The organism is Stenotrophomonas sp. CFBP 13718 (assembly GCF_014842145.1).
GTDB lineage: Bacteria > Pseudomonadota > Gammaproteobacteria > Xanthomonadales > Xanthomonadaceae > Stenotrophomonas.
Genome location: NZ_JACYVC010000001.1, coordinates 736,575 through 760,044, shown reverse-complemented (window position 1 = coordinate 760,044; position 23,470 = coordinate 736,575). Strand labels below are relative to the sequence as shown.

The following is a 23,470-nucleotide window of genomic DNA, read 5'->3' as shown; positions in this document are numbered from 1 at the left end:
CCGATACCTGACGGGATATCGGCTGTGACAGAGCGCGCTTTAACCGGCAACGAGGGCGGTTGATCAGTAAGTGATGGTCACCGTTATCCGATCACTGTAGTTGCCGGCCACTGGCAGGGCGCCGCTGGTGGCGGGGGCACGTCCGTGGATGGTGATCTGCTGGGCAACGCCGGTGCCGGTGCCGGCGACGGTATCGGTACCGATCGCGTTGCCCCAGCGCTGGGTACGCGCGGCATTGCGGTACAGCTCGTAGGGAATGAAGGCGGTGCTGCTGGTGGCATGGCGCATCCGGCGCGTGCCTGCGGATGCGTACAGGCCGTTGTCCAGGGAGACGTTGAACGGCGTGCGGCGCACGCAGGTGAGGGTCAGCTGGGCGGTCTGGTCGATGGCACTGCCGATGCGTCCTGCCGCGCTGCCGAAATCCATGTCGGTCACCAGATAGCTGCCGCACTGGGGCAGCACCGTGGCGGTGGCGGTGAAAGGAAAGCTGTTGATGGCGGTCTTGCGGTTGGTGGCGGCCGGGGCGGTGCAACTGGCCGGCATGGTCGGTGTGCCGATGACTACTTCGTTGTAGGCATAGGTCAAGGTGACATTGGCCTGGTTGAAGCTGCTGCTGTAGGTGCCCGTGGCCAACGACTGGTTGGCGGGGACAAGCCCGTACACGGTGGTGGATGTGGTGGTGCTGCCGCCGAGCAGCGGGGCGGAGTAGCTGATCTGCAGGTCCTGCGCGGGCGGCGCACCTCCCTGCAGCAGGCCCCACGGCACCTGCTGGGCCGCGTCGGTGTACAGCTGGAACGCCAGCGTATCGCCGCTGGCATTGGCCAGTTGCCGGGTTGGCAGAAGGGTGGTGCCGGCGCTGCCGCTGCCGATGCCCACGCACAGTCGCACGCGGACATTGGCCAGCACGGTCAGTCCGCTGGTGGCACACGTGATGCTGATGCCCATGCTGGCGGGCGTGGCCGAGCCCGCCATGTTGCCCACATTGCCGAAGGCTACGGCCGTGGCGGTGGCGGTGCATGTCGTGTCGGCGTGGGCAGCACGCGGCCAGGCCAACAGCATGAGCAGCACCAGGATGCCGGGCAGCCCCATGCGGTTCATTGCACGTCCCCGTCGGCCACCGGCTGGCAGGCAAGCGGACCGAGGCGTGGAATGGCACCGTCGGCTGCGACCGGGAGGGGCGGTACGGTAAGCACGCAGCGTCCTTCGCTGGTGGCGATGTCCAACCTGCCGTTGCTGGGCAGGTCCTGGATGTACAGCGCGCCGTCATAGCCGACCACGGCGTCACCCTGCTCGCCAAACCGCGCCACGCTCCCTGCGGGCAGCGGTTGCCCGGCGACATCGTGCACGACCAGCTGCACCGCGCGACTGCGCCGCAATCCGAAACTCACGCCCAGTCCGGCGCCCTGACTCGGCGTCACCCAATCGTCCACGCGCTCGGCGGCGATGTCTGCCGGCAGGCCCAGGGTATCGATGGACAGGCGATTGCGCTGCCAGGACAGCAGCGGGCTGACCAGCAGCAGGCCGCGTCGGTTGGTGATGCCGACGGGACGGTTTTCCAGCCGCACGGGCACGCCTTCGATGCCCCCCGTGGACACCACCGCGAAGGCATCGTTGACCTCGCGCGCGGCGAACAGGTGGCCGCCCATCCACACCAGCGCGCCACCGGCGTTGGCGTAGCCATAGGTGCTGCCGCCCTCATGCACCGCCCCCAGCGCGTAGCGGCCGGTCGGGGTCAGCCAGCCGGCCTCTGCGAGCCCGCCGGTGCCGCGGTCACCCTGGCGCGCCTGCACGCGCCAGCCCATGCCATTGCCACCCCCGTCGCCGGGCACGGGTTGCGAGACGTCCACGCTGTACAGCGCCTCGCCCCCGTTGTGCTGCACGGCGGCGCTGGCTTGTCGGTCACGCCCCAGGGTCGTCGCCAGCGAGGCGTAGATACTGCGGTCGCCGCCGTCGCTCAGGTTCTGGTTCACCGACACATAGGCCGACCAGCGCTGGGCGAAGGTGCGCGACCAGAACACGCTGGCGTAGCGGTCGTCCTGGCCTTCCGCCTGGCGCAAGCGCAGGTAGCTGGCACTGAACGCACCCAGCCGGTCCAGGCTGACGCCGAACGTGGCCTGCTCGGTGATGTCCGCTGGCAGGCTGTCCTGCAGCGCGCCCAGGTCGCGGTAATCGCCGTGGCTGCGGCGACTGAGCAGGTTGAGGTTGTAGCGCCGGTTGTTCCAGTTGTAGCCCACCGAGTACTGACCGCCCTCCAGCGCCCCCAGCGCGCTGCGTGCATAGGCCAGGGTGACCACCCCGGCGCGACCTGCCAGCCAGCCGCCGCCCACCCCGGCCGTGCGCAGCCCGCCACCGGCCTCGGCATGGGCTTCGGCGGTGAACCGGTCGCTGACGCCATGCCGCCAGGTCGCACTGGCCAGGGTGCGGTTGTCGTAGGCGAAAGAACGCACCCCGTAGTCCTCGCGCAGACGGCCCACGCCCACTGACCAGTCGGTCAGGCCCCGCGCCAGCAGTTGCTGGGTGCCATAGAAATCGAAGTCCACGGTGCGCGTGCGTCCGAACGCATCCGTGATGACCACTTGCGCGGTGCCGGTGCCGCTGATGCCCGGCTGCGTCGCCAGCTGGAACGGGCCTACCGGCACGGCTCCGCTGTACTGGCGCAGCCCGTCCACGTACAGCTCGACGTTGCTGGGCACCACGGCCTGGCCAAGGAAGCTGGGCGTGGGCGATAACACGCGGTAGGGCTGCAGGCCGTAGTTGCGCCCGATCTGCAACCCGCCCATGCGCACCGGACGACTCCAGTCGAGAAAGCCGCTGTAAAAATCGCCGACTTCCAGCGTGACCGCCTGCTGCGGGAAATCCAGGGTCCAACGTGTGTCCAGGCGCACGCTGTCGCTGCGCCAACGTCGCGCGTCACCGTCCTGGAACCTGCGCTGCAGGGCAAGGTTGGACAACGTGCCACGGCCGATGCCGAACAGACGTACTTCCGATGTCAGCGCCAGGCTGGACAGATCTGCGACGTGCGTGCCGTAAAGATCGTAATTGAGCAGGACGCCGGGGCTGGAGCTGGCCACGGGAATGTCCGCCGGGCGTGCGCCCACTGCCGTGGTGGGCAACTGCAACGCGTCCAGCGGCGCATCCAGCGCGAGCGTCTGCATGCGCGCGTCATAGCGCACCTGTACGCCCATCAACTGGTCCAGATAGACCGGTGCATCACCGCGCGCGGGAAAGCCGAGCTGGCGCAGCACCTGGGGACTGGCCTGCAGTCGCCCGTGGTCGTCGGTGAAGGGCATCAGGCCGCGCGGTGCCTGGTTCAGGCTGACCTCCAGGTACAGCGACTGGCTGGCGGTGAGCGGGGTCGGAGGCGGCAACAGCGCATCCGGCATGGCGCCGGTGGCGACCACGTCGGCGGCATGGGCGCTCGCCGGCACCAGGCCGAGCAGGATGCGCATGGCGGCCTCAGCGAGCCGGTGCCGTCGCAGGCAGCGGCGTCTGCGCCGGTTCGCCATTTATCTTCGCCGAGAACGAGGCCGCTTCCGGCAGGGAGGCGGTGTCCAGTGTCCAGTGCATGACCTGGCCGGGCAGGACATAGCCCACCAGACCCGGCCGTACGATGCGGGGGCGCTGCGGATCGCCCAGCGCCACGTCGGCCAGCTGGGCATGGCCATCGCCCTCGTTGCGTACCTCGATACCCGCGCTGCCATCGGCCATGGGGAGTGGGCGCGCGCTCAGCCGGGGCTGCAGCTTGGCGGCGTCAGCCGGCTGCAGGAACAGGGGGACGGAATAGCGCAGCACGAACTGCATGCCCTTGGCATCCGGATCCAGGCGGGGGAGTTCGTCAACGACCACCCGGTACGCGCGCTGGCGCGTCTCATCCGTTTCTCCCATGCGCACCAGCCGCACCAGCTGCTGCTGTCCCGCGGCGATGTCATGCACCGGGGGGCTGGGCTGGATATCCCGTGTTTCGAGCAACTGGTCCTGTCCGTCGGACTGCAGCCACTGGAAGACGCGCACCTGCACCTGCATGGGGGCCGTGCCGGTATTGGTCAGCCACAGCGCCTCGCTGGTCTGGCCCGGGCGCAGCTCGATCCGCGTGGGCGCCACCTGCAGGCTGGCGGTAAGCGCGTCGAGCGGGATAAGCAGCGCGCACAGCGCCGCCAGGCCGATGGTGTGCCATCGGCATCGTTCAATGACCATCGCGATCACCCTCTTCAGTAGGTGATCGTGGCGGTGACCGTATCCAGGTAGGAACCGGCCGCGGCGTTGTTCACGCTGGGATTGAGCACGCGGCCGTACACGTTGTAGGCCTGTGGCAGCCCCGTGCCCACCGCGGCAACGGTGTTGGTGGCCGTCGTAGCGCCCCAGACGTTGGTGCGTCCCGCGTCCTGGTACAGCTGATAGCCGACGAAGTTGTTGGTGGTCACGCCTGCATCGACGTTGCGCATGCGGCGGGTGGTGACATCACCGGCGGTCGCGGCGTTGCTGCCGGCGTTCAGGGCGATCGAGTAGGGCGTCAGCGCAGAGCACTGCGCGGTGATGGTGCCTTGGGCCAACACCGGTGCGGTGGCCGTGGACGCTACCGTGCCGAAATCGACGTCGGTAGGGGCGGCCGCGGCAATGGTGCACGACGTCGTGATGGCGATGCGCACATTGAACGTGACGCTGTTCTGCGCGAAGGCGGGCAGGGCCGCAGCTGCAAGGCAGAGGGTCAGGCCACTAAGAGCGAGACGGCGGAAACTACGAGTAGAGCGCATGGGCGGGATCTCCTTGGACCCTTCAGGGTCCTGAACCGGGGCAATGCAGTCGAACGCGTTGTTGCATGTCGTTTATAACAAGCCGCCGTGGGCAGGGAGTGAGCGCATTCAGACCCACGTCACACTTTTGACTGATCGCCCGCGAGCGGTGAGGCCAAACCTTCGCTGTCGGTCCGTGCAGGAACCCGTTCAGCATCGGCGCCGGATCGGCGATAATGGTCCCCATGAGCGTAAATCTGAAAACCCCCCAGGAAATCGAACTGATGCGTGAGGCTGGCCGTCTGGCCAGTGAGGTGCTGGACATCGTCACGCCCTTCGTCAAGCCCGGTGTCACCACCGAAGAGCTGGACCGCATCTGCCATGATCACATCGTCAACGTGCAGAAGACCGTGCCGGCCAACGTCGGATACCGTGGCTTCCCGAAGAGCGTGTGCACCTCGGTCAACAACGTGATCTGCCACGGCATCCCGAGCGAAGCGAAGGTGTTGAAGGACGGCGACATCGTCAACATCGACGTCACCGTGATCAAGGACGGCTGGCACGGCGATACCAGCCGCATGTATTACGTCGGTACGCCGTCGGTCATGGCCAAGCGCCTGGTCGATGCGACCTATGAAGCCATGTGGCGCGGCATCCGTGCAGTGAAGCCGGGCGCAACGCTGGGTGACATCGGTCATGCGATCCAGAGCTATGCCGAGGGCGAGCGCTTCAGCGTGGTGCGCGAGTACTGCGGCCACGGCATCGGCAAGGTCTACCACGACGAGCCGCAGGTGGTGCACTACGGCCGCCCCGGCCAGGGCCTGGTGCTGCAGCCGGGCATGACCTTCACCATCGAACCGATGATCAACGAGGGCACCCGCTACAACAAGGTGCTGCCCGATGGCTGGACCGTGGTGACCAAGGATCGCAAGTTGTCGGCGCAGTGGGAACACATGGTCGCGGTCACCGAGACCGGTGTTGACGTACTGACCCTGTCCCCCGGCGAATCGCAGGTCGCCTGACGATGTTGCCGGCGGGTTCGATGCTGGACGCGCCGGCAGACTCGGCTCCGGATGCCGACTGGGCCGCTGCGGCGCGTCAGGCGCTGCAGCAGGCCGATGCGCGGCTGCATCGGCGCTTCGACCAGGGTGACCGCATCGAGCGCCTGCTTGCGCTGCGCGCACGCGCGGCGGACCACCTGATCCGCCTGGCGTGGCAGCGCTGCATGCCGCCCGGCGATGCATTGGCGATGTTCGCCGTGGGCGGCTATGGGCGCGGCGAATTGTTCCCGCGTTCGGACGTCGATGTGCTCGTGCTGGGCGAAACCAGCGCGCAGCACGCGGCAGAAGCCGGTCTGTCACGGCTGTTCGCCCTGTTGTGGGATTGTGGGCTGCCGGTCAGCCATGCGGTGCGGTCGCTGCAGCAATGCCGTGAGGCCGCGGCCGACCAGACCGTGCTGACGGCACTGATCGAAGCCCGCCCGCTGGTGGCCGGCGATGCGGCGCGACGCGCGCTGCGGCAGGCGATGAATGATGGCACCTTGTGGCCGCCACGCGCCTTCTTCCTGGCCAAGCTGGACGAGCTGCGCACGCGTCATGCGCGCTTTGGCGATACCGCCGACAACCTGGAGCCGGATCTGAAGGACGGGCCGGGCGGGCTGCGTGATCTCAATACGCTGGGCTGGATGGCACTTCGTGCGTTTGGCGTACGTGACCTGGAGGCGCTGGTCGGCCTGGGCCATCTGGGCGCCGACGAGGCCGCTGCACTGCACCGCGAACGCGGCGTGCTGGCCGGGCTGCGTTACGGCCTGCACCTGGTCGCCGGTAGGCCCGAAGAACGCCTGCGTTTCGACTACCAGAAAACGTTGGCCGCGCGCCTGGGCTTCGCCGACGATGTCGAGAGCCTCGGCGTCGAGAAGATGATGCAGGGCTTCTACCGCGCCGCGTCGGTGGTGCGCCGGATCAGCGACCGGCTGCTGCAGCGCTTCGAAGAACAGTTCGACGGCGAAGCCGTGCCCGAGCCGCTGACCGTCGGCTTTTCGCTGCGCCGCGGTTACCTGGCGGCCAATGATGCGCAGTGGCCCGGCGATGACATCAGCGCGATTTTCTCCCTGTTTTCCAGTTGGGCCAACAACGCGCAGGTGCGCGGGCTGCACTCACTGACTGCACGTGCCTTGGCAGAAGCCCTGCCGCAGTTGCCCAGCTTCGAGCAAGCTACCCAGGCCGCCCGCCAGCAGTTCCTGTCGCTGCTGCGCCAGCCACGACCGGTGGATACGCTGTCGCGCATGGCCCGGCTGGGCGTGCTGGGGCAATGGATCCCGGCGTTTGCGCAGGTGAGCGGGCGGATGCAGTTCGATCTGTTCCATGTCTACACCGTGGACCAGCACACCCTGATGGTGCTGCGGAACATCGGCGAATTTTCCAGCAGCCGCGCGGCGGAGCGGTTCTCCATCGCCCACGAAGTGTGGCCGCGTCTGCGGCGGCCGGAGCTCCTGCTGCTGGCCGGGCTGTTCCACGACATCGCCAAAGGTCGAGGCGGAGATCATTCCGAGCTCGGCGCGGTGGATGCACGGCAGTTCTGCCAGGCACTCGAACTGGGTGCAGCGGACACCGATCTGGTGGCGTGGCTGGTGGAACAGCACCTGCGCATGTCGGTGACCGCGCAGAAGCAGGACATCTCCGACCCGGCAGTGATCCATCGCTTTGCCAGCCTGGTGGCCACCCGTGAGCGGCTGGATTATCTGTACCTGCTCACCTGCGCGGATATCGCCGGCACCAGCCCCAAGCTCTGGAATGCGTGGAAAGACCGGCTGCTGGCCGACCTGTATTTCGCTACCCGTCGCGCGCTGCGCGAGGGCCTGGAGCCGCCGCTGCCAGCAGCCGAGCGGGTTGCCGAAGCACGCGATACCGTGCGCCAACTGGTGCGCGAGCATGGCTACGACGACGCCACCATCGACCGCCAGTTCGCCGTGATGCCCGATGAAAGCTTCATCCGCCTGCGCCCGGAACAGTTGGCCTGGCAGGCGGCCGCATTGGTGCCCGTGCGCCAGGGGCATACGCTGGTGAAGGTGCGACCGATCAGCGTCGATGACCCGGCACTGGAAGTGTTCGTGCATTCGCCCGACCGTGACGGTCTGTTCGCGGCCATCGTCATGACGCTGGACCGCAAGGGCTACGGCATCCACCGCGCGCGCGTGCTGGACGGCCCGTCGGACACGATCTTCGATACGTTCGAAGTCAATCCGGCCGACACCTACGCCGATGGCGACCCGCTGCGGCTGGAGGTTGCCCTGCGCGACGCGCTGTCGGGCGATCTGTCGCAGCTGCGCCCCTCGCGTCGGGCCATTCCCCGTCAGCTTCGCCACTTCCGTTTCGCCCCGCGCATCGAGTTCCGCGATGAGGCCGGCGAAGCAGCAGGAACCCGTTTCAGCCTGGTGGCACCGGACCGCCCCGGCCTGCTGGCCGATGTGGCGCACGTGCTGCGCAACCAGGGCCTGCGTGTGCACGATGCACGCATTGCCACGTTCGGCGAACGCGCCGAAGACACCTTCGTGATCAGTGATGAGCACGACCTCCCCCTTGATGAAACCGCCAGGCAGCAGTTGCAGGACGCGATGTTGTCCTGCCTGGACCCTGACAGAAACGCCGGAGATACCCCCTGATGGCCACCAAGCCGAGCAAGAAAGCGTCCCCCCAGCCGAAGGCGGGTCAGGCACCCGTTGCCACCCCGACCGCGTCAGCGAAGAAGAAGGCCGCCGGCACGGCCAAGGTCGCCAAGGCGGCACCGGCAGCGGCAGCAACGAAGAAGCCGGCGGCACGCAAGGCCGTGAGCAAGAAGGTGCCGGTCGAGAAGGCGCGGGCGGACAACATCGCGCGCAAGTCGCTGCGCAAGCCGCCGGCGCCGGGTGTGTCGGAGCTGAAGTTCGGTATCGAAAGCGCATTCGAGCGCCGTGCCACGCTGACGCTGCACGAGCTTGAAGGCTCCACCAAGCCTCTGGTCAACCGGGTCATCGACGGGCTGGAAAGCGGCGAATTCCGCGTGGCCGAGCCCGACGGGCAGGGCGGCTGGAAGGTCAACGAGTGGCTGAAGAAAGCCGTACTGCTGTATTTCCGGGTCAACGACATGGCGGTGGTCGATGCACGTCCTGCGCCGTTCTGGGACAAGGTGGAATCGCGCTTCGCCGGTTACGATGAAGCGAAGTTCCGCCGTGGCGGCGTGCGCGTGGTGCCAGGTGCGATCGCACGCCGCGGCACGTATTTCGGCAAGGATGTCGTGCTCATGCCGAGCTTCACCAACATTGGCGCCTATGTGGGTGAAGGCACCATGGTCGATACGTGGGCCACGGTGGGATCGTGCGCGCAGATCGGCCAGCACTGCCATCTGTCCGGGGGCGCCGGCATCGGCGGCGTGCTGGAGCCGCTGCAGGCCAGCCCGACGATCATCGAAGACCATTGCTTCATCGGCGCGCGTTCGGAAGTGGTGGAGGGCGTGGTTGTCGGCCATCACAGCGTGATCGGCATGGGCGTCTTCCTGAGCCAGAGCACCCGCATCTACAACCGCGCCACCGGCGAAGTCAGCTACGGCTACATTCCGCCGTACAGCGTGGTGGTGTCCGGGTCGCTGCCGTCCGCCGATGGCAGCCATTCGCTGTATTGCGCGGTGATCGTCAAGCAGGTGGACGCCAGGACCCGCAGCAAGACCAGCGTCAACGACCTGCTGCGCGGCCTGGCTGACTGATCGCGATGACCACGACCGTCTACGGGCTGAAGAACTGCGATACCTGCAAGAAGGCGACGAAGTGGCTCGACCGCTTCGCCGTTCCTTATGTATTCGTTGATTACCGCGCCGCCAAGCCGGACCCGGATACCTTGATGGCCTGGGCGGCGCAGCTGGGCGGGCTGGGCGCCATGGTGAACCGGTCTTCGACCACGTGGCGGCAGTTGCCGGACAACCGCAAGGCAGCCGCCTCCGATGCGGAATGGAAGCTGCTGCTGCGCGAGTATCCACAGCTGATCAAACGTCCGGTGGTCGTGACCGAGAACGGCACGGTCAGCCAAGGATTCACCGACAACGGCTTCAAGGCACGCTTCGGAGTCGGTGCGTGAGCGCGGTGCTCGAGCTGGCCTGCGATCTGATAGCGCGCCCGTCGGTCACGCCCGAAGACGCCGGCTGCCAGCACCTGATCGGCGGCCGCCTGCAGGCGGCTGGTTTTTCCTGCGAGCACCTGCGGCTGGGCGAGGTCGACAACCTGTGGGCCACCCATGGCAGCGGAGCGCCGGTGCTGGTGCTGCTCGGCCACACCGATGTGGTGCCCACCGGCCCCGCCGCGGATTGGGCCAGCGATCCCTTTGCACCGACGGTCCGCGATGGCGTGCTGTATGGGCGTGGCGCTGCAGACATGAAAGGCAGCGTGGCCGCGTTCGTGATCGCTGCAGAGCAGTTCGTTGCCGCACATCCTGATCATCCAGGCACCTTGGCGGTGCTGTTGACCAGCGACGAGGAGGGCGATGCGATCGACGGCGTACGCCACGTCGCGCGCTTGTTCGCCGAACGCGGCCAGCGCATTGACTGGTGCATAACCGGCGAGCCGTCGTCCACTGCGCGCCTGGGCGATCTGTTGCGGGTGGGCCGACGCGGCAGCCTGTCGGCAAAACTGCGTGTGCAGGGTGTGCAGGGCCACGTGGCCTATCCAGAGAAAGCACGCAATCCGATCCATCTCGCTGCCCCGGCACTGGCCGAGCTGGCGGCGCGTCACTGGGATGATGGCTTCGAAAGTTTTCCACCGACCAGTCTGCAGGTGTCCAACATCCAGGCCGGTACCGGGGCCAACAACGTGATTCCGGGCCACCTCCAGGTGGACTTCAATCTGCGTTACAACCCGCATTGGAACGCGGACAAGCTGGAGCGGGAGATCGCCGCGCTGCTGGATCGGCATGACTTGGACTACACGCTGGCCTGGCACCGTAGCGGCGAGCCGTTCTATACGCCGGAAGGCACACTGCGGCGCGTAGCGCGCGAGGTACTAGGCGAGTTCGCCGGTGCCGCACCGGAAGAGAGCACCGGGGGCGGTACCTCCGACGCACGCTTCATCGCCCCGCTGGGCGCACAGTGCATCGAAGTGGGACCGGTCAACGCCAGCATCCATCAAGTAGACGAAAACGTAGCCCTCGCCGATCTGGAGGCGCTGCCCGCGCTGTACCAGCGTCTGGTCGAGCGCCTGCTGGCGGGATAGAGCCGCTTGGTAGAGCCGCCGGGTAGAGCCGACTTCAGTCGGCTGCCCCAACCCACGCGCGCTGACCCATTCCGCCGAGCACGGCTCGGCGCTACCAAAGCCCGTTCACCGGTCACCCGGTAGCGCCGAGCCACGCTCGGCGAGCGCGGCGGCGGCCGCGGCGTCGACCGCGCGTGGTAGAGCCGACTTCAGTCGGCTGCCCCCACCCACGCGCGCTGACCCATTCCGCCAAGTACGGCTCGGCGCTACGAAAGCCCGTCCAACGCTCGCCCGGTAGCGCCGAGCCACGCTCGGCGAGCGCAGCAGCGGCCGTGGCGTCTACCGCGCGTCAGTCGAACGTCCAGAACGGCGGCTCTATACTTTTGCGCCATATTGCCTCGCCGGCCAGGTGAAAATCCTGCGCATGGGCCTTTGCGAACCACCCGGCGGCTGCATCCAGATCGCGCGTCACGCCCGCTCGGCCACGACCCAGCAGCAATCCGCTGAAGTACTGGCCGTAAACGTTGCCCCGGTTGCCGGCCCGCTCATACCATTGGAGTGCCTGAACGCCATCGCGCTCCAGTCCGATACCGGTCTCAAGCAGTGCGCCCAGATCCACCTGAGCCTCCACATCCCCGGCCTGCGCACGTGCCCGGATATCGGTGACCAACGGATGCTCCTGTCCGTGCTGCGGTGCGACGGCCTGTGGCAGTCGAGAAGATTCCGAGGACATGTGGTTGTACACCGTTGCCCGCAGGTCCCAGCGCAGTGCTAGCCGCGCATCGCCCTGGAGTCGGTGGAACCGCGCCAGTTCCAGCATCGCCAAGGCATTTCCGTGCTCGGCCGAAGCGCGATACGCGCGTTCCGCGCGACGCGGCGACGCCCGCAACGGCGACGCCTGCACGATATCCGGGCCATCACCGTGCAGCAGTTGACCACTCTCCCAGATGCGCCCCAATGCTGACTCGGCGCGCGTGGTATCGAAGGTGCGGGGCGTCACCGCCGCAGCGCGCTCGTACCAGTACACCGCGCGCGGATCATTGAATATTTCATAGCGCTGGGCCGCCTCCAATGCACTATCGACACGACCATCGGCGGCCTCCCGCTCGATCTGCGCAGCGCGGGCGACAGGCGTACGCGGCACACTGCTGCAGGCCTGAAGCAGCACCATGATGACAAGGCCGAAAGGCAAGATACGTAGTTTCATCCCACCCATTATCCGCGCAACGGCGCCCACGGTCCCGATCGCATCGCGCGGTCCCGCTCTACCTCTTTTTTCCGCGGCTGGCGGCCATCGGAATCTGTCAGGGGCCGGACGGGGAGGGAATGCGGGGCCTTGAGCGGCAGGAGCCGCGAAGAGCTCCATGGACGGATTCACGCGTGCCCCGCATTGCCTCCCCGTCCGGTCCACGCCGCAGCCCGTTTCTCGGCCCGCCACCGCGAGGGGCTCCGCCGCTCGATGACCGTTCGTTGCCAACGCAACAGTTGCACGCGCCGCACAGGCGCGCTACGTTCAATCCCATGCACCGCCACCTGGCCACCGCCGTCACCACCACCAACCGCAATAATCTGCGCGCGAATAATCGTGCGCGGCCGATGCGGGACTGCGCCCAGGGTAGATAAAGCACCATCACACCCGGACACCAGAAACCCGCATCGGCCGATGCGGGTTTTTTTGTGCCCGGAGCAGACCCCGGGCCAAGGTGGCCGGTCGAACACCCCCATCGCGTATACACCCCCAAACAGGAGTTGCACCCCATGTGTTCGATCTTCGGAATATTCGGCCTGCAGGCCGGCGACGACCTCCCCGCGCTGCGTCGCCACGCGCTGGAATCCTCGCAGCGTCAGCGTCATCGCGGACCGGATTGGAGCGGGGTCTATCTCGATGACGGCGCCCTGCTGGTGCACGAGCGCCTCGCCATCGTCGACCCGGCCGGCGGCTCGCAGCCGCTGCTGTCCGAAGACGGAGAACTGGCGCTGGCGGTCAACGGCGAAATCTACAACCACCAGCAACTGAAGGCCGAGCTCACCCAGCCCTACGCGTTCCAGACCGGTTCGGACTGCGAGGTCATCAATGCGCTGTACCGCGAGGGTGATCCGACGCGCTGGCTGGAACGTCTCAACGGCATCTTCGCCTTCGCCCTGTGGGATAAGGCGGCGGCACGCGTGTTGATCGCGCGCGACCCGATCGGCGTGGTGCCGCTGTACTGGGGCCATGACGCGCAGGGAAGGCTGCGGGTGGCGTCCGAGCTGAAGGCATTGGTCGACACCTGTGCCGACGCCGCGCAGTTCCCACCCGGCCACTTCTACGACAGCGCCAGCGATGAACTGGTGCTCTATTACCAGCCGTCCTGGCGTGACTACGACGCCGTGCAGGGCACGCCGGTGGATCTGGCCGAACTGCGCGTTGCCTTTGAGCGTGCGGTTGAACGCCAGTTGATGAGCGATGTGCCGTACGGCGTCCTGCTCTCCGGCGGACTGGATTCGTCACTGGTGGCCGCCGTGGCGGCGCGTTATGCGCGCAGGCGCATTGAAGACGGCGGCGAGAGCGAGGCGTGGTGGCCCCGCCTGCATTCCTTCGCCATCGGCCTGAAGGGCTCACCCGACCTGGCCGCCGCGGCCATCGCCGCCGAAGCGTTGGGCACCGTGCACCACGGCTTTGAATACACCTTCGAAGAAGGGCTGGACGTCCTGCCCGAGGTGATCCGTCATATCGAGACCTATGATGTCACCACCATCCGGGCGTCGACGCCGATGTTTCTGCTCGCACGTCGGATCAAGGCGATGGGGGTGAAGATGGTGCTGTCGGGCGAGGGCAGCGACGAAATCTTCGGGGGCTACCTGTACTTCCACAAGGCGCCGGATGCACGTGAGTTCCATGCCGAGCTGGTGCGCAAGCTCGATGCGCTGAGCAACTACGACTGCCTGCGCGCGAACAAGTCGATGATGGCGTGGGGGGTCGAGCCGCGCGTGCCGTTCCTGGACCGCGAGTTCCTCGATGTGGCGATGCGTTTCGATGCCGTGCACAAGATGGTGGGTAGCGATGCATCTGGCGGGCGCCGGGTGGAGAAGGGCGTGCTGCGCGCAGCGTTCGAAGGTTACCTGCCGGACAGCATCCTGTGGCGTCAGAAAGAGCAGTTCAGCGATGGCGTGGGCTATGGGTGGATCGACGGCCTGAAGGCGCACGCCGAGGCGCAGGTCAGCGACCGGGTACTGGCTGCGGCGGACAAGCGCTTCCCGCACAACCCACCGCAGACCAAGGAAGCGTATTACTACCGCCACGTGTTCGAGCAGTATTTCCCCAGCCATGCCGCCGCCGAAACGGTGCCCGGTGGCAAGTCGATCGCCTGCTCGTCGCCGGCGGCCATTGCGTGGGATGCCAGCTTCGCCAACGCGGCAGACCCGTCAGGCCGCGCGATTGCCGGCGTGCACGAATCCGCGCTGGCGTAACCCGTCCGATTCGGCGCTGCCCTGCCTTCGACCGCGCGTGGTCGAGCGCCCGCTGGCGGGGCAGATCCGCCGGGTAGAGCCGACTTCAGTCGGCTGCACCCAAACCACATGCGCTGACCCGTTCCGCCGAGCACGGCTCGGCGCTACCAAGGCCCGTTCACCGGTCGCCCGGTAGCGCCGAGCCGTGCTCGGCGAGCGCAGCGGTTGCAACCGGAACGCGTTGCCAGGGACGTGAGGCAATGCCAGCCGACTGAAGTCGGCTCTACCGGATCGGCGGCACGCAGAGGGACCCGGTAGCGCCGAGCCGTGCTCGGCGAGCGCAGCGGTTGCACGCGGAGGCAAGTGGAACGCGTTGCCGGAGACGTGATGGCAACGACAGCCGACTGAAGTCGGCTCTACCACGTCGGCTCTGCCGGATCAGGGTGCGGGCTTCAGGGTCAGTGTGTGTGTGGTCGGACCCGGCAGGAACGGGGTAGGGCGGCCGTGCACGTAGTCGTCGTGGCCGGCGGCCCAGAACGGTGACAGGGGATGTCCACTCTGGCCGCCCGGCATGTGGATGATGCCGTCGGCTTCGTGCCCGGGTGATACCACCATGCGCTGCGATGCACCGAAGGCGGGACCTTGCACGCGCGGCATGTTGTTGTCGCCAGGCAGCGGATCGGCCGGCATGCACAGCCAGCGCTGCGCCAGCGCAGGCAGCGCGCGGCTGATCGGGTGACAGATCGCCGCCGTATTGCGTTCGCCCCACGTGCGCTCGGCCAGCGGTCCCTGCGCGGACAGACTGGTTTCCAGGCCCTGCGCCGCATCGATCAGCAGGGCATCCCACGTGGCATACGTCGCCGGCAGCAGATGCGCCGGGCGCTGACTGACCAACGGCCACAGCACCCCTTCGAACTGCACCAGATTCGGCTCCAGCCATTCCTCGCCCAGTGCCTGTTTCGCCGGTGCCAACAGTCCGGCGGATACGGCATCCTGCACCCTGCCACGGAATCCGCGGACCATCCGGTAGCTCACCGAATCCACGGACGCATGGCCGTCCCAGACGCGGGTGACGGCTTCCAGCCGTTGCAGCGCTGGATCCCGCGAATCCTTCACCACAGTGCGTAGCACGACCCACCAGCGCTGCAGGAACAACGCCCGATCGTCGAGCTGGATGGCCAGCAGGTCTTTCTCCGTGAAGCGCTCGCTGGCCTGCAGTGCATCGCGGATCTGTCCCGCACGTGCACCGAGGTCATACCCTGCGTCACCGGCAATCGTCAGCTCGGCACCCTCCAGCACACGCCCGTTGGCGGTCCACAGTCGCTGCCCGGGGGGATCGATCAACGAAGGGGCTGCATCGCTGCGGATCGTCCACGCGGCGCAACCGGCATGCGGTAGCGCATGCATGTCGGCCGGCAGGCAGTCAGCCGTGCGCGCAGGCCGTGCACCCAGCAGTCGCCACGCGATGCGTCCACTGCTGTCGGCCAGCAACAGATTCTGCGCCGGAATGCGCGTGCGGTCGGCGACGCGCAGCGCAGCGTCCAGGTCTCCCGCGCGCGCCAGATCAGCGAGCGCCAGGCTGATCGCACCGGGCTGGTGTGCGACCCAGCGCAGTGCCTCGCCCGAGCCATCAGGACGCTGATGCAGCACCGGCCCCCACGCCGTCTCGCGCACGATGAAGTCCACGGGATCGCCGCCTGCCACCTCGATGCGTTCGCGTTGTTCGGTCATCGAGGCCCCTGCGGGGACCGGCTGGAAATCAGCGGTGTCGATGAAGCTGTTGGTGAAGCCCCAGGCGACGTGGCCGTTGCTGCCGACCACGATGGCGGGCAGGCCAGGCAGTGAGAACCCACTGACATCCACCCGCCCACCCGGTGCCTGGGCATCGGGGTAGCGCAGGCGCACGCGGAACCAGATATTCGGGGCGCGCTGTCCCAGGTGCATGTCGTCGGCCAGGATGGCGCGGCCATCCGCTGTCAGCGCGCCGGCCACGGCGAAATTGTTGCTGCCGGTGACGTCCTTTTCCGCAGCAGGGGCCACCGGCCCGGTGGGCAGTGCGCGCAGGTCCAGCACGTCGGCACCGGGCAGCGTCGCATCGCCGCGCGCATCACCCATCAACGGTGCGTCCCAGCTGCTGCCGCCGTGGCTGAGCAGGCCATACAGCGCGGGTGGCATCACCTCGCGCAGGCGACGGTAGGCCAGCTCGTTCTGGTTCGAGGGATCCTGCAGGTCGGCGTACATGGCATAGCCGGTCAGCAGGCTGTCGCTGGCCTGCCACGGGGTGGGGCGCTGGCGCAGCAGCAGATAGGGCCAGGGCCGCACGCGCAGCCCGGACATGCCCTCGTTCACGCCCTCGACGTACGCGCGCAGCTCGGCACTGACCGGCTCGCGCGCTGCCCGGTCACGCAGGCGATGCACGCGCATGCGCTTGTCCAGATCCAGCGCAGCAGGACCGAACAGGGCGGACAATTCACCGGCGGCACTGCGCCGCATCAGGTCCATCTCGAAGCCGCGTTCCTGCGCATGTACCTGGCCCAGCGCGCGCATGACATCGATCTGGCTGCTGCCTTCGAGGGTAACGACCCCCAATGCATCGCGGGTGATCGTCACCGGTGCCTGCAGCCCGGTAAGGGAGGCCTCGCCGTCCAGCGGCGCCAGGCTGCCACGCAGCATCCACCATGCCGAACTACCCGCAGCCACCAGCACGACGACGAACAACCAGAACAAGCGCAACAACCATCGACGCATGGGACGCTTCCTTGCCGGACCGGGGGTGAACCGATTGTAGCCACCCTTCAGGACAGATCGCAGGAGAGACGCGACTGCGATTGATTCCGATTAGATCACCGGATTTCTGGATAGGGCACCATGGCGTCATCGAGTCACAGGAGCATCCCCCATGAAAGGCAACCCGGACGTCATCGCCTGCCTGAAAGAACTGTTGCGCGGCGAGCTTGCCGCCCGCGACCAGTACTTCATCCATTCCCGCCGTTACGAGGACCAGGGCCTGTTCGCGCTGTACGAACGCCTGAACCACGAAATGCAGGAAGAGACCGAGCATGCCGATGCGCTGCTGCGGCGCATCCTGTTCCTGGGCGGCAACCCGGACATGCGCGCGCACGCCTTCGAGCCCGGCGTCACCGTCGAGGAGATGCTGCGCAAGGATCTGGATACCGAGTATGCCGTGCGCAACAACCTGGCTGCCGGCATGAAGCTGTGCGAAGCCAACGGTGACTATGTCAGCCGCGACATGTTGCTGGTACAGCTGAAGGACACCGAGGAAGACCATGCGTGGTGGCTGGAGCAGCAGCTGGGTCTGATCCAGCGCATCGGGCTGGAGCTTTACCAGCTGAGCAAGATCGACGGCAAGGGCGCTGTCGCGCACTGACCGTGTAGCCAGCCAGCCTCGCGCCAGCCAGCAATGAAAAAGCCGGGGATTCCCCGGCTTTTTTGTGTCTGACAATGCGTTGGTGGAGCTGATTGGCGGGGCTGATGGGCGGCACCGATGGGTGGGGCGACGGGTCGCACCGCTTGGTGGGGCTGACGGGTGGTGCCGACTGGTGGGGCGACGGGTCACACCGTTTGGTGGGGGCGACGGGTGGCACCGACTGGTGGGGCTGACTGGTAGAGCCGACTTTAGTCGGCTTCTCCGGACCAGCCGACTGAAGTCGGCTCTACCAGAGACCAGCCGACTGAAGTCGGCTCTACCAGGGACCAGCCGACTGAAGTCGGCTCTACCAGAGACCAGCCGACTGAAGTCGGCTCTACCAACAGGCAGTACGGAGTCAGCTCACTCCACCGACAGCCCTTCCACCTTCTGCCAGCCGCGCGGCAGCAGGTGGCCGCGCGTGGCACGCGTGCCCAGGTAGGTATCGAGCTCGCTGAACTTCAGGCCCATCGTGCGCTGTCCGCTGCGGACCTGCAGGGTCTGGCCAGGGCTGATCGCCACCACCGCCACCACCCGCTCGGTGGCCAGCTTGGCCTTCGGGATCTCGATGATCTTGTTGCCCTTGCCCTTGTCCAGTTCCGGCAGGTCGCTGGCGGCGATGGCCAGCAGGTTGCCCGAACTGGTCACCGCGACGATGCGGTCGGTGTCCACGTTGGCCAATACGGCCGGCTGCAGCACCGATGAGCCCGATGCCAGGTTCAGCATCGCCTTGCCGGCCTTGTTGCGGCCGATCAGGTTCTCGAAGCGGGTCACGAAGCCATAGCCGTGCGTGGAGGCCAGCACGAAGCGTCCGGTCGGTTCGGCGCTCGCCAGGGTGACGAAACTCGTCCCCGATGCAGGCGAAAAGCGCCCGGTCAGCGGCTCGCCATTGCCGCGGGCCGAGGGCAGGGTGTGCACCGCGGTGGAATAGGCGCGGCCTTCACTGTCGAGGAAGGCGACCTGCTGCGTGCTGCGGGCGCGGACCGAAGCCAGCAGGCTGTCACCGTCGCGGTAGTTCAGCGATGACGGGTCCACGTCGTGGCCCTTGGCCGCGCGGATCCACCCCTTCTCCGACAGCACGACGGTCATCGGCTCGCTCGGTACCAGCTCGGTTTCATCGATGGCCTGTGCCGCACCGCGCTGCACCAGCGGCGAACGACGTGCGTCGCCGAACTTCTTGGCATCGGCCGTCAGTTCGTCCTTGATCAGCTTCTTCAGCTTGGCCTTGCTGTCCAGGATGCCGAGGATCTTGTCGCGCTCTTTGGCCAGCTCATCCTGCTCGCCGCGGATCTTCATTTCTTCCAGGCGCGCAAGCTGCTTCAGCTTGGTTTCCAGGATGTACTCGGCCTGGTCGTCGGACAGGCCGAAGCGCGCGATCAGTGCGGCCTTCGGTTCGTCTTCGGTCCGGATGATGTGGATCACTTCATCCAGGTTGAGGAAGGCGACCAGCAGGCCTTCCAACAGGTGCAGGCGACGCTCGACCTTCTGCAGGCGATGCTGCAGGCGGCGGACCACGGTGCTGCTGCGGAACGCCAGCCATTCGCTGAGCAGGGTCTTGAGGTTCTTCACCTGCGGGCGGCCGTCCAGGCCGATCACGTTGAGGTTCACCCGGTAGCTGCGTTCCATGTCCGTGGTGGCGAACAGGTGGCCCATCAGCTGGTCGGCATCGACGCGGTTGGAACGCGGCACCAGCACCACCCGTACCGGGTTGGCGTGGTCGGACTCATCGCGCACGTCTTCGATCCACGGCAGCTTCTTGGCCCGCATCTGCGCGGCGATCTGTTCGATCACCTTGGACGGCGACACCTGGAAGGGCAGGGCGTTGACCACCACGTTACCGTTCTCTTTCAGGTAGGTCGACCGCGCACGCACGCTGCCGTGGCCGGTTTCATACAGGTGCAGCAGATCGGCGGCGGGGGTGATGATCTCCGCGTTGGACGGGTAGTCCGGCCCCTTCACGTGCTCGCACAGGTCGCGCACGCTGGCATCGGGATCTTCCAGCAGATGCAGCAGCGCGCTGACGATCTCGTTGAGATTATGCGGGGGCACATCGGTGGCCATGCCCACGGCGATGCCGGTAGTGCCGTTGAGCAGCAGGTGCGGCAGCCGCGCCGGCATCCAGGTCGGCTCCTGCATGGTGCCGTCGAAGTTCGGCGTCCAGTCGGTCGTGCCGTGGCCGAGCTCGCCCAGCAGCACTTCCGCGATCGGGGTCAGCTTGGATTCGGTGTAGCGCATCGCGGCGAACGACTTCGGGTCATCGCTGGAACCGAAGTTGCCCTGGCCTTCGATCAGGGGATAGCGGTACGAGAACGGCTGGGCCATCAGCACCAGTGCCTCGTAGCAGGCGCTGTCGCCATGCGGATGGTACTTGCCGATGACATCGCCGACGGTGCGCGCGGACTTCTTCGGTTTGGAGCCTGCGTTCAGGCCCAGCTCGCTCATCGCATAGATGATGCGGCGCTGCACGGGCTTGAGGCCGTCGCCGAGGAAGGGCAGCGCACGGTCCAGGACCACATACATCGAGTAGTCGAGGTAGGCGCGCTCGGCATATTCGCGCAGCGGCAGCTGTTCGAAGCCGTGGAAGACGGGGCGGGCAAGATCGGTCATGCGGGGTTGTTACCTGTGTTCGGAGGCGGCGACGGCCGTCGCCCTCGCAATAGGGTGATTATCCGGATGCGGCCGGAGAAGCCAAGCCGCGCGGTGGATCGAGTCCCTGCGCTGCCCGTGCAAGATAGCGTCCCGGCGGCACGCCGAAGTGGCGGCGGAACACCGTGACGAACGCGCTGGAACTGCTGAAGCCCAGCCCGTGGGCGATATCGGCCACCGGCCGTCCCTCGCTGAGCTGGCGCAGTGCCTCGGCCAGGCGGGCCTGTTGCCGCCAATGGGCGAAGCTGAGCGTGGTCTCCTCGCGGAAATGGCGGGTCAATGAACGGGTCGACAGGCCTGCCCACGCGGCCCATTGCGCAAGACTGCGGTCATCGGCGGGGTCGGCGAGCAGCTGCGAGGCGATCTTCAGCAGGCGCCTGTCGCGCGGCATGGGCAGGTGCATCCGTTGTCGCGGGGCCGTGCGCAGCTCGTCAAGCAGCACCTCCACCAGGTGCTGCTGGCGCGAAGTGACGCGCTCGGCAGGTGTCCATCCGCATACCCGCAAGGCCACGGCCTGCAGCAGGGGGGAGATGCCGATCACACAGGGATCAGCGGGCAGGTCATGGCACAACGTCGGCGCCAGCACCATGCCCCAGCCCCGCAGAGGCCCGTCAATGGCCACGGTGTGCGGTTCGCCCGCAGGCATCCAGCCCGCCGAGCCGGGCGCCAGCGACCACGTGCCGTGATGCGTACGCGTGGTCAGCAGACCACTTTCCACGCAGATAAGCTGGGCGCGGCCATGGGCATGCCAATCCACCTCATGCGCCAACCCCTTCGCACTGTCGATGTGGAAGCCCACCACGGGCAGGCCATCCAGGCGCTCGAACCACTCCAGCGCGCTTTCCCGCATCACCTGCCGGGCGGCCACGACGTCCGGACCCTGGCGTACCGGCACTGGCACGTCCGGCGGACTGATAAGGGCCACAAGTGGCTCGATAACACCATTCATTGGCTGGATTGTACTACCGGGCCAGCGCGTACGCTCATTAAGGTAGCCGTCTTACGATCACTCACATTGTTGCAACACAGCATTCGATGCCAGATCGAATATTTCCATTGAGAAATATATTTTTTGGAAGAGAATGTGCGGCATGATCTGTCCCGATACGACACCTCCCAGTTTCGGCCTGTTGTTGCGCCAGGTGCGCGATGGCCTGGTCCGGCAGTTGGACGCTTCCATGGCCGAAGAGAACCTCGGCCTCAATTTCACCCATTACATCGGCCTGAAGGTCCTGTCCCGGACCGCACCGTGCACGGCGAACGAACTGGCCAAGGCCATCGACCAGGTGCCCAGCGCGGTGACGCGCCTGCTGGACAAGCTGGAGGCGCTGGGCTGTGTGCGCCGCGAAGCACATGCGATGGACCGGCGTGCGCTGCAGATCGTGCTGACCGATGAAGGTCGCGCGCTGTGGGCTCGCCTGCAGAAGCGCGGCGAGGATGTGATCGATTACGCCTCCCGCGAGCTCAGCGCCGACGAACGTGCGCAGCTGCTCTCCCTGTTGACCCGAATCCGCGACTCATTGACGACCCCATGACTTCCATCCTTCTTGTTTCTACATGGCGCCAGGGCCGGCCCCTGTTGTTGGCCGGCCTGGTGTTGGCACTCGCCGCCTGTGCCAGCAGCCGCGGGCTGCAGCCGCACGGCTCGCTGTTGGATGCCGATGCGCTGCACAGCAGCCGCACGTTGACGGGCGCCTCGCTGGGCGCGGCCGGCTTCCCTGCGCAGGACTGGTGGAAAGCACTGGGGGACCCGCAGCTGGATACCCTGATCGAAGAAGGGTTGGCCAGCCACCCCAGCCTGGATGCGGCCGATGCGCGGCTGCGCCAGGCACGATCGCAGGTGGGCGGGGCGCGTGCCGACCAGTTGCCCAGTCTCTCGGTATCCGGCGGATATACAGGTCTGCGCCTGCCCGAATCCATGCTGGGCGATGAAACCGGTGGTCACTACGCGGGCAGCAGCCAGCTCGCCCTCAACTTCAGCTACGGCGTGGACCTGTGGGGCGGCAAGCGCGCCACCTGGGAAGCGGCGGTGGACAGCGCGCATGCGGCGGCGATCGACGCGCAGGCAGCGCGCCTGAATCTGTCCTCCAACATCGCCCAGGCTTACGCCGGGCTGGCCTACGCATGGCAGTTGCACGATGTGGCCGAGGAAGAGTTGGCGCGTTCGCGGAAAACCCTGCAGCTCACCCGCCAGCGCCGCGCCGCCGGCATCGACAGTGACCTGCAGGTGCGCCAGGCCGAATCGCGCGTACCGGCGGCGCAGCAGCAGCTGCAGGCCGCCCAGCAGCAGATCGACGAAGGGCGTACCGCACTGGCGGCGCTGGTCGGGCAGGGTCCGGACCGCGGCCTGCAGATTGGGCGTCCGCACGCATTGGACCCGATGGCGCTGCAGCTGCCGGGCGTGTTGCCCAGCGAACTGCTGGGGCGCCGCCCGGACATCGTGGCGGCGCGCTGGCGGGTGGAAGCGGCCGGCCGGCAGATCGATGCAGCCAAGGCGGCGTTCTATCCGAGCCTGAATCTCACCGCGCTGGCCGGCGTCGTCGCACCGAACCTCGGCGACCTGCTGCAGCGCGAATCCACGTTTGCCTACATCGGCCCGGCGCTGAGCCTGCCGATCTTCGAGGGTGGGCGTCTGCGCGCGGGCCTGGACAGCCGTGACGCCGAGTACGATCTCGCCGTCGCCACGTACAACCAAGGGCTGGTGGACGCATTGCACCAGGTGGCCGACCAGGTCAACGCGGTGCGCTCGCTGCAGCAGCAGGCGCAGTCGCAGCAGCAGGCGGTGGATACCGCGCGCGCTGCGCACGGTCTGGCTGACCAGCGGTATCGCGCCGGCATCGGCGGCTATCTGGATGTGCTGACCGCACAGTCCACCCTGCTGCAGGCGCAGCAGCGGCTGGCCGGCCTGCAGTCGCAGCAGCTGTTGTCATCGGTGCGTCTCAGCCAGGCGTTGGGCGGCGGCTTCCAGCCGGCTGCAGATGACACCGTGCGTGCTGCCCCTCTTTCCGATTCCTCGCATTCCTGAAG

General features: G+C 67.0%; 17 protein-coding genes. 9 read left to right on the top strand and 8 right to left on the bottom strand.

Annotation, left to right across the window (positions count from 1 at the left end; genetic code table 11):
- Window positions 1–63 precede the first annotated feature (63 nt).
- From IFT58_RS03430 to IFT58_RS03415, 4 genes are read right to left on the bottom strand one after another with little or no spacing between them, the layout of a single operon-like run.
- Window positions 64–1,098 carry a spore coat protein U domain-containing protein gene (locus IFT58_RS03430; RefSeq protein WP_249405036.1) on the bottom strand — a complete coding sequence of 345 codons (1,035 nt, stop codon included), beginning with the start codon at window positions 1,096–1,098 and terminating at the stop codon, window positions 64–66.
- Window positions 1,095–3,449 carry a fimbria/pilus outer membrane usher protein gene (locus IFT58_RS03425; RefSeq protein ID WP_192093883.1) on the bottom strand — a complete coding sequence of 785 codons (2,355 nt, stop codon included), beginning with the start codon at window positions 3,447–3,449 and terminating at the stop codon, window positions 1,095–1,097. Before IFT58_RS03425 ends, IFT58_RS03430 begins: the two co-directional genes overlap by 4 nt.
- Window positions 3,450–3,456: 7 nt before the next feature.
- On the bottom strand, window positions 3,457–4,194 hold the full coding sequence (locus tag IFT58_RS03420; protein ID WP_192093882.1) for a molecular chaperone: 738 nt from the start codon (window positions 4,192–4,194) through the stop codon (window positions 3,457–3,459).
- 14 nt (window positions 4,195–4,208) lie between these two features.
- The gene (locus IFT58_RS03415) at window positions 4,209–4,751 is read right to left on the bottom strand and encodes a spore coat U domain-containing protein (protein ID WP_192080363.1); all 543 of its coding nucleotides are present in this window, start codon (window positions 4,749–4,751) and stop codon (window positions 4,209–4,211) included.
- Window positions 4,752–4,975: 224 nt separating this feature from the next.
- On the opposite strand from IFT58_RS03415, the gene map reads away from it, so the two are divergent.
- The 5 genes from map to dapE are packed head-to-tail and all read left to right on the top strand — an operon-like array spanning window position 4,976 to window position 10,962.
- The gene (gene map / locus IFT58_RS03410; protein ID WP_197973995.1) at window positions 4,976–5,752 is read left to right on the top strand and encodes a type I methionyl aminopeptidase; all 777 of its coding nucleotides are present in this window, start codon (window positions 4,976–4,978) and stop codon (window positions 5,750–5,752) included.
- A gap of 2 nt (window positions 5,753–5,754) precedes the next feature.
- Window positions 5,755–8,391, top strand: coding sequence for a [protein-PII] uridylyltransferase (locus IFT58_RS03405; protein ID WP_192093881.1), 2,637 nt, complete (start codon window positions 5,755–5,757; stop codon window positions 8,389–8,391).
- Window positions 8,391–9,467: a 2,3,4,5-tetrahydropyridine-2,6-dicarboxylate N-succinyltransferase gene (dapD, locus tag IFT58_RS03400; protein ID WP_188324560.1), complete on the top strand. Its 1,077-nt coding sequence runs from the start codon at window positions 8,391–8,393 to the stop codon at window positions 9,465–9,467. Before IFT58_RS03405 ends, dapD begins: the two co-directional genes overlap by 1 nt.
- A 5-nt stretch (window positions 9,468–9,472) precedes the next feature.
- Window positions 9,473–9,835 (top strand): Spx/MgsR family RNA polymerase-binding regulatory protein, encoded by a 363-nt coding sequence (locus tag IFT58_RS03395; protein WP_192093880.1) that lies wholly within the window; start codon window positions 9,473–9,475, stop codon window positions 9,833–9,835.
- The gene (gene dapE / locus IFT58_RS03390) at window positions 9,832–10,962 is read left to right on the top strand and encodes a succinyl-diaminopimelate desuccinylase (protein WP_192093879.1); all 1,131 of its coding nucleotides are present in this window, start codon (window positions 9,832–9,834) and stop codon (window positions 10,960–10,962) included. The genes IFT58_RS03395 and dapE overlap by 4 nt, the downstream gene beginning before the upstream one ends.
- A 328-nt stretch (window positions 10,963–11,290) precedes the next feature.
- Here the strand turns inward: dapE and IFT58_RS03385 are convergent, their stop codons facing one another.
- On the bottom strand, window positions 11,291–12,148 hold the full coding sequence (locus IFT58_RS03385; protein WP_192093878.1) for a tetratricopeptide repeat protein: 858 nt from the start codon (window positions 12,146–12,148) through the stop codon (window positions 11,291–11,293).
- Between the two features lie 551 nt (window positions 12,149–12,699).
- Between IFT58_RS03385 and asnB the strand changes: the two genes are divergently transcribed.
- Window positions 12,700–14,391 carry an asparagine synthase B gene (asnB, locus tag IFT58_RS03380; protein ID WP_192093877.1) on the top strand — a complete coding sequence of 564 codons (1,692 nt, stop codon included), beginning with the start codon at window positions 12,700–12,702 and terminating at the stop codon, window positions 14,389–14,391.
- A gap of 417 nt (window positions 14,392–14,808) precedes the next feature.
- Here the strand turns inward: asnB and IFT58_RS03375 are convergent, their stop codons facing one another.
- A complete protein-coding gene (locus IFT58_RS03375; protein WP_192093876.1) occupies window positions 14,809–17,118 on the bottom strand; it encodes a penicillin acylase family protein in 2,310 nt (769 codons plus the stop codon).
- 151 nt (window positions 17,119–17,269) lie between these two features.
- Between IFT58_RS03375 and bfr the strand changes: the two genes are divergently transcribed.
- Window positions 17,270–17,758 (top strand): bacterioferritin, encoded by a 489-nt coding sequence (bfr, locus tag IFT58_RS03370; protein ID WP_192093875.1) that lies wholly within the window; start codon window positions 17,270–17,272, stop codon window positions 17,756–17,758.
- A gap of 402 nt (window positions 17,759–18,160) precedes the next feature.
- Here the strand turns inward: bfr and parC are convergent, their stop codons facing one another.
- Both parC and IFT58_RS03360 read right to left on the bottom strand, forming a co-directional pair.
- Window positions 18,161–20,404 carry a DNA topoisomerase IV subunit A gene (gene parC, locus IFT58_RS03365; RefSeq protein WP_192080375.1) on the bottom strand — a complete coding sequence of 748 codons (2,244 nt, stop codon included), beginning with the start codon at window positions 20,402–20,404 and terminating at the stop codon, window positions 18,161–18,163.
- A 58-nt stretch (window positions 20,405–20,462) separates the two neighbouring features.
- Window positions 20,463–21,293: a helix-turn-helix transcriptional regulator gene (locus tag IFT58_RS03360; protein WP_249405588.1), complete on the bottom strand. Its 831-nt coding sequence runs from the start codon at window positions 21,291–21,293 to the stop codon at window positions 20,463–20,465.
- Between the two features lie 241 nt (window positions 21,294–21,534).
- Here IFT58_RS03360 and IFT58_RS03355 point away from each other — a divergent pair, with 241 nt between their 5' ends.
- Both IFT58_RS03355 and IFT58_RS03350 read left to right on the top strand, forming a co-directional pair.
- A complete protein-coding gene (locus tag IFT58_RS03355) occupies window positions 21,535–21,978 on the top strand; it encodes a MarR family transcriptional regulator (protein WP_188324551.1) in 444 nt (147 codons plus the stop codon).
- Window positions 21,975–23,468: an efflux transporter outer membrane subunit gene (locus IFT58_RS03350; RefSeq protein ID WP_192093873.1), complete on the top strand. Its 1,494-nt coding sequence runs from the start codon at window positions 21,975–21,977 to the stop codon at window positions 23,466–23,468. The genes IFT58_RS03355 and IFT58_RS03350 overlap by 4 nt, the downstream gene beginning before the upstream one ends.
- Window positions 23,469–23,470 lie beyond the last annotated feature (2 nt).

Bases quoted from the DNA above. Each gene is read 5' to 3' on its own strand.
- IFT58_RS03375 (WP_192093876.1), bottom strand. From the start codon at position 17,118: ATGCGTCGATGGTTGTTGCGCTTGTTCTGGTTGTTCGTCGTCGTGCTG.
- IFT58_RS03420 (WP_192093882.1), bottom strand. From the start codon at position 4,194: ATGGTCATTGAACGATGCCGATGGCACACCATCGGCCTGGCGGCGCTG.
- parC (WP_192080375.1), bottom strand. From the start codon at position 20,404: ATGACCGATCTTGCCCGCCCCGTCTTCCACGGCTTCGAACAGCTGCCG.
- IFT58_RS03355 (WP_188324551.1), top strand. From the start codon at position 21,535: ATGATCTGTCCCGATACGACACCTCCCAGTTTCGGCCTGTTGTTGCGC.
- map (WP_197973995.1), top strand. From the start codon at position 4,976: ATGAGCGTAAATCTGAAAACCCCCCAGGAAATCGAACTGATGCGTGAG.
- IFT58_RS03405 (WP_192093881.1), top strand. From the start codon at position 5,755: ATGTTGCCGGCGGGTTCGATGCTGGACGCGCCGGCAGACTCGGCTCCG.
- dapD (WP_188324560.1), top strand. From the start codon at position 8,391: ATGGCCACCAAGCCGAGCAAGAAAGCGTCCCCCCAGCCGAAGGCGGGT.
- IFT58_RS03360 (WP_249405588.1), bottom strand. From the start codon at position 21,293: ATGCGGGAAAGCGCGCTGGAGTGGTTCGAGCGCCTGGATGGCCTGCCC.
- IFT58_RS03425 (WP_192093883.1), bottom strand. From the start codon at position 3,449: ATGCGCATCCTGCTCGGCCTGGTGCCGGCGAGCGCCCATGCCGCCGAC.
- IFT58_RS03385 (WP_192093878.1), bottom strand. From the start codon at position 12,148: ATGAAACTACGTATCTTGCCTTTCGGCCTTGTCATCATGGTGCTGCTT.
- bfr (WP_192093875.1), top strand. From the start codon at position 17,270: ATGAAAGGCAACCCGGACGTCATCGCCTGCCTGAAAGAACTGTTGCGC.
- asnB (WP_192093877.1), top strand. From the start codon at position 12,700: ATGTGTTCGATCTTCGGAATATTCGGCCTGCAGGCCGGCGACGACCTC.
- IFT58_RS03415 (WP_192080363.1), bottom strand. From the start codon at position 4,751: ATGCGCTCTACTCGTAGTTTCCGCCGTCTCGCTCTTAGTGGCCTGACC.
- IFT58_RS03350 (WP_192093873.1), top strand. From the start codon at position 21,975: ATGACTTCCATCCTTCTTGTTTCTACATGGCGCCAGGGCCGGCCCCTG.
- IFT58_RS03430 (WP_249405036.1), bottom strand. From the start codon at position 1,098: ATGAACCGCATGGGGCTGCCCGGCATCCTGGTGCTGCTCATGCTGTTG.
- IFT58_RS03395 (WP_192093880.1), top strand. From the start codon at position 9,473: ATGACCACGACCGTCTACGGGCTGAAGAACTGCGATACCTGCAAGAAG.